Raw genomic sequence first — 5800 nt, 5'->3', positions numbered from 1 at the left:
ACTTTCTAATTCTGTTAGCTCTACAAGGATTGGATAATACAAATAATGGACTAAAGCACCTTGGTTAATTGCGTCTTTGAGGGTGAATTCGGGTTGCAATACTTCCCCAAAGTAGTCAAATAGCGATCGCGTGCCATCTTCGTCATAATAACGTTCGGGTGTTGCTGATAATGCTAATCGCAAACCGACGTTACGAGGTAGGCTTTCTTCGAGTTTTGTTGCGCCTAAGTTATGCGCTTCATCACCTATAATTAGTGTACGTTCTGGTAAGTATTTGAGTTGCGATCGCAAACTTTCACCCATGAAGCTGGAGTTGGTTGTAATTAGGGTGAGAAATTGCTGGGAACCCGAATTGATATTGTAAAGTTGGGTTGATAGTTGGTTTTGCCAATTACGGGCTGTTTCAAAGGCTAAGATTGGTTGCAGGTTGAATTTTTGACATTCACGCTGCCATTGGGTAACTAAGTGACAGTAAGGACATACGATTAATAATACTTGCAGGTTAATTTGTTTGTAGAGTTCGCAGGCTATCGCTAGCGCTGTAATGGTTTTACCGCTACCTGTTGCCATTTTTAAAGTACCTCTACCGTTATTTGCAAACCAGTTTGTGATGGCTTGACGTTGGTAAGTACGCAATTGCAGAGATGTTGGTATTTGTGGACAACCTGGGAATGATTGGGAATTGGTTTTATAGTTACCTTTCGGTTCGGCAACAGTACTCAATACATTACTATTACCGAATATTGATAATTTTGTTGTCAGTCTAAAGGTTGGTACTTCGTCGTTTGGTAGATGCTTTACCCTGGTTTTCGTTTTATACATATAAACTGAGGGAAAATGGGAAATACAATTAATGACTTGAGTTTATTGACTTTGCATACTTCCTCCTTGTATTTATTAATTTACTATTAGTCACAGGCAAAAATGAAACTCGTTGTGTAAGTTATGGCTTTGGCTAAATTCCCAGAATCTGCTTTGTTTTGCTCATTTCTAATTGGTTCTTCATCCATAACCCGTAAAATCCCAATGGGAATACAATGGCTATGATAGAGAATCAAAATTAAGTGAGCCATTTCTAAAAAAGGTAAATTTAATCCACCACAAAATAACAACTCACCTCGAAGATATAAGAATTTGGGCATAACTCACACAACAAACAGTCATAACAAACAGTAAGTACTTTCTTATGCCATTTAGATTTGAAATTTTGTGGATTTGAGATTTTGCCACAGGTAATCAAAAATCCCACCACAGGTTTGAATTTTACAATCCCATAGAAATTTCTCTATCAAAATGGTATTAGTAGTTTGCTACCGTTAGTTGCAACCACGCCACACAGCTACTAACGTACCTTGAACTTGTACGTTCATCGCGCTAACTTCAATCGGTGTATATTTGCGGTTTGCTGGCTGGAGAGTTACGCGATCGCCATTACGATAAAATCGCTTCAAGGTAGTTCCATAACCATCCACACGAGCCGCGACAATAGTACCATTTTTTAACATCTCTGGTTCCGGAACCGGACGCAAAAATACTAAGTCTCCATCAGCAATTAAATCTTCAATCATGCTATCACCCGCTACCCGCAAAGCGTAGGTTTGTGATGGCAATGACATATTCATAAAATCAACATGTTCGACAGCATCGGTAAACGGTTCGATTAAACCACCAGCAGCAATGGTTCCTAAAACCGGTATCCCCTGCTTTTTATTTTTCAAAATCCGAAGTGTTCGAGCTTTACCCTCATTCCAGTCAATATAGCCTTTGGTGCGTAAATGCTCTAGACGGCTTTGAATTGGTGCGGGTGACTTCAAGTTCATCGCGTACATCATTTGTCTGATAGAGGGCGAATGCTGGTGAATACGGATGTATTCTGTCAACCATTCATACAATTCCTGTTGAGCTTCTGTAAGTCGTTCCATAATATTTCTAGATGAAAAAAATACTAATGTCCTAAGAACATTAGTACTACAAAAATCAATTAAGCACCATACTTTTTAAAATTTTCTTTTTAAATTTTATTTCTAAGTTTCCGATTTCCATTTTTGAAGGGAGGAAAGTACAGGTTGGAAACACTTAAATTTGGGGTGAGAATTAACAGGAGTGAGAGGAAATTTAGAGTAAATGTATCTAGGGTGTCAGTTTAAGCTATTTTTTGGCTATTTTGTTGTCAGTTAGCAGCAAAAGAATAGAACATAATTCAAAAATCAAGCGAAACGTGATTTCTGCTTTTTTTTTATACTACATCAATTCTATGTGAGGCTGCACATTATTTTACCCCTCGATATCTCCCCAAAGTCCAGTTTCCAACCATTTTTAGTATACTTTCCAATCCCAACTTCCCACTCCTTGTTTTTATTCTGCTCCTAAAACACTAGCAAGCAGAGCTTTTTGAGCGTGCATTCGATTTTCGGCTTGTTCCCAAATTCGGGACTGGGAACCTTCCATTACCGCATCGGTGATTTCCTCATCACGATGGGCTGGTAAACAGTGTAAAACAATTGCGTTAGGGTCAGCAATACTTAACAAATTTTCATTAATTTGATAGGGCTGAAAAATTGGCATCCGATCGTCTGCTTCTTGTTCTTGTCCCATGCTTGCCCAAACGTCAGTATAAAGTACATTTACACCCTTTACAGCCGCTTCCGGGTCGTTGGTGACAGTCACAGATGTTTTATTATTTGTTATGGCTCTTGCTTGTTCGACAACCTCCGTATTTGGTTCGTATCCCACAGGAGTCGCTATGCGTACATTCATCCCAGCTAAAGCACAACCCAACATCAGCGAATTCGCAACATTATTGCCATCACCTACATAGGTTAAGGTTAAACCAGATAAATCGCCAAAACTTTCTTGAATTGTCATTAAATCAGCTAAAACTTGGCAAGGATGTTCTAAATCTGTCAGCGCATTAATCACAGGAATTTTGGCATAACTTGCAAAGGTTTCTAAATCCTGCTGGGCAAAAGTGCGGATTGCTAAAACATCCAAATACCGATCCAAGACTCTGGCTGTATCTTGTATGGGTTCTCCACGACTTACCTGAGTTACATTTGGGTTTAAATCAATTACCTGTCCTCCTAATTGGTACATCGCAACTGTGAAACTCACTCTCGTTCGAGTAGAGGCTTTTGAGAATAACAGTCCTAATACTTTATTACATCGCAACTGTACCTGTTTTGATTTTAACTGGGTTGCCAATGTGAGGAGTTCTTGCACTTCCTGAGTCGTCAAATCTGCCAAACTTAATAAATCTCGTCCAATCAACGCTGCCATGCTTTTAACGCTTAAAAAATAGTACTTTTTTACTGCTATACCTAGTCATGCTTAAAAATAGCGCTTTCAACTTGCTAGGTATTTATTTGCTTTAACCAAGATTTCAGATATCTGTCAATGATTTGTCTGAATTATACAAATTTAGCCGTATCAAGATAAACATACTTTTAAGCCTTAAGGAAATCACTCTTCAGACAGATAATTTATGATTGGGTATTGGGTGTCTCCTGAATACTCAGATTTTTTTTAGATTTGCGGTTTACATTTGACTCAGCTATGATATAATTCTTAACTGGTGAGCTAAATAAGCTATTTGTTTAATAAAGCTCTCAAAAACCTCGTTTTTGCCGGCATAGCACAGTGGTAGTGCATCCGACTTGTAATCGGAAGGTCGTTGGTTCAAATCCTACTGCCGGCTTTTAATGACTTATTGTAGAATCTTTTGTACATTAACTAATTATTTGTCACTGTTAACAGATTAATGTCATTTTTAACTAATTAGTGTCACCGTTAACAAATTAAATGTCACTGCTATTTGCATGTGGCATTTTCAGTAGCTGTCACTTGCCAAATTATTTGTCCGCGTTGCCAAACTATTGTCTCTCAATGTCAATAGTTTGTTTACTATTATAGGCTTTGTCAGAATTAAACCGACGACCTTCCGATCTTTCAACCCACCTGAAGATTTTCAAATATTTTTTGAATACAATGTGTTTCAACCCATCTCACTCCGGGAGGGGTGTTGAAACCTAAAAGTCACAGGACAAGGTGCTGTTTCGCCTTTACTTTCAACCCATCTCACTCCGGGAGGGGTGTTGAAACGATGAGTAAAATTTCATATTTGCTGGGGAGAGAACCTTTCAACCCATCTCACTCCGGGAGGGGTGTTGAAACCAATGTTCGCAACTAGCAATAAATAAAAATGGCAGCTTTCAACCCATCTCACTCCGGGAGGGGTGTTGAAACTCCGCCCGACCAAACCCTTATGTAGAGACACTTCCAAAAGCAATTTTGCCGGATGTCGTAAATCTGCTCTAATTTTTCCTCTCAAGGAAACATTATCGAAGCATCCAAACATCGGAAACACAGATTAGACAAGGGATGTGGACTTTTGGCAGAACCCCAGGTAAATTGACCTCGCTTTGGTTTGCCAAAAATAAATAATTAAGGTGGATTCCTCCTTGGTCGGAGGTGATTCAGTAGCCACCACTGCGGTAAACCCGCACCTCTATTACTGGGGGCGCACCTTATTCCTGTTCACTAGGAACAGCAGCATCAAGGTGGGCAGCTACTAGGGTCAGAAAGCAAGACTGTCTCACAACAGTCAAACTAACCCGCATTTATCGCAGTACAGAGGTTTATAACAAACATGAACTGCGGCGCTGTTGTTAATTCCTATTATATTTTCATGGTTCGGTGTTTTGTCAATCAGGCTTTTCGAGATTGATAGGCGTTTATTGCTAATTCTTTCGCTTTCTCCTGTGGACTGCCTCTAATCGGTTGTTTTGCCTCTTCAATGACAATTCCTGCTTTATTTGCCTGACTTTGAATGTTTGTAATCAATCTACCGTAACTCCATTGATGGACGCTAACTCGGTATTGTTTGGCATATTTTTGTTGGACTTCTACTAAATCTGATTTTTGTTCAGCTTTAACCTTAATCTCACTCTCGGCTTGTTCTCGCATATCGCCTAATTTTGGTAGGACAATACTGCCAGCTTTATATGTTTGAGCGATCGCAATAATTTCTTTTGCCAGTAATCTATCTATATATTCCCCTAACTCTGAATCTCCAAAGTTATTTGGTGCTGCCATCCTTTGAGCGATATGGCGTTGGTGGGATAACAAGTGTTTTTGGTGTCTTTGTTTGTTAAGTAGTTTGTAATTATCACCCAATATTTGTTTGATATTACGATATATTAAAACTTTACTTGTAGTGCCATCCACTATTGCAATTGTGGCAGGGTTTTCTAAACCCAAACTCACACCAACTAGAATATGAGATTGTCCTTGATATAAAGGTTGGCTAGGACGAGGAAAAGGATTATTGATTCTGGCTAGAGAGGAATTTTTGCGTTTGAGATGTGCCTGTTGTTTATCATTTAGATCGCCTTTAGCTTTAGTCTGGGTAATAATTTTGGCAATTTCTTCTGCTTTTTCTTCCTTAACTAAATTTGTTCCTTCTTCTGTCCACAAACGAGTATCTACAGAACAATAAAGGGTTAAATAGTGAACATTCCAGGGATTACCTTTATCTTCTCCTTCTTGCCAAGAGATACGACCACTACGCAGGGTAAACAAAGCACTAGAATGTTGATTCTTACTATTTCTCTTAACTTGTTGGTCTTCTAGGAAGCGTTGAAACCATTGCAGTTGTCGAGAATCACAATAAATTTGAAAAGTATGCTCACTCAAGCCACTGAATTTTACACAGACGCGCCCAAATTGATTTGGGTGCGACTCTTTTAAGAATATGGTGTAAAATAAAAGAGTAATAAATGAAAAGCCTACCAGAATAGTATTG

Annotated in this window: 5 protein-coding genes and 1 tRNA gene; 1 reads left to right on the top strand and 5 read right to left on the bottom strand. The window is 38.9% G+C overall.

Annotated features, from left to right (window positions below; genetic code table 11):
- The 4 genes from CK510_RS25115 to argF form a co-directional block, all read right to left on the bottom strand.
- The coding region (locus CK510_RS25115) for a DEAD/DEAH box helicase family protein (RefSeq protein WP_143289427.1) at positions 1-822 on the bottom strand (822 nt) is incomplete at its 3' end.
- A gap of 86 nt (positions 823-908) precedes the next feature.
- Entirely contained in the window at positions 909-1142 is a 234-nt protein-coding gene (locus CK510_RS25110) for a hypothetical protein (RefSeq protein WP_095724272.1), read from the bottom strand.
- Positions 1143-1316: 174 nt separating this feature from the next.
- Positions 1317-1922 carry a transcriptional repressor LexA gene (gene lexA / locus CK510_RS25105; RefSeq protein ID WP_095724271.1) on the bottom strand — a complete coding sequence of 202 codons (606 nt, stop codon included), beginning with the start codon at positions 1920-1922 and terminating at the stop codon, positions 1317-1319.
- Positions 1923-2355: 433 nt separating this feature from the next.
- The gene (gene argF / locus CK510_RS25100) at positions 2356-3276 is read right to left on the bottom strand and encodes an ornithine carbamoyltransferase (RefSeq protein ID WP_095724270.1); all 921 of its coding nucleotides are present in this window, start codon (positions 3274-3276) and stop codon (positions 2356-2358) included.
- A 346-nt stretch (positions 3277-3622) separates the two neighbouring features.
- Here argF and CK510_RS25095 point away from each other — a divergent pair.
- Positions 3623-3694: transfer RNA gene (locus CK510_RS25095), tRNA-Thr, on the top strand.
- A 1010-nt stretch (positions 3695-4704) separates the two neighbouring features.
- Here the strand turns inward: CK510_RS25095 and cas12k are convergent.
- Positions 4705-5800 (bottom strand): type V CRISPR-associated protein Cas12k (gene cas12k, locus CK510_RS25090; RefSeq protein WP_211293299.1); only part of this gene is annotated, 1096 nt, incomplete at its 5' end.

This window comes from Brunnivagina elsteri CCALA 953, from assembly GCF_002289455.1.
GTDB classification, from domain to species: domain Bacteria; phylum Cyanobacteriota; class Cyanobacteriia; order Cyanobacteriales; family Nostocaceae; genus Brunnivagina; species Brunnivagina elsteri.
This window is presented reverse-complemented; position numbering and strand designations above follow the sequence as displayed.

Bases quoted from the DNA above. Each gene is read 5' to 3' on its own strand.
- CK510_RS25110 (WP_095724272.1), bottom strand. From the start codon at position 1,142: ATGCCCAAATTCTTATATCTTCGAGGTGAGTTGTTATTTTGTGGTGGA.
- argF (WP_095724270.1), bottom strand. From the start codon at position 3,276: ATGGCAGCGTTGATTGGACGAGATTTATTAAGTTTGGCAGATTTGACG.
- lexA (WP_095724271.1), bottom strand. From the start codon at position 1,922: ATGGAACGACTTACAGAAGCTCAACAGGAATTGTATGAATGGTTGACA.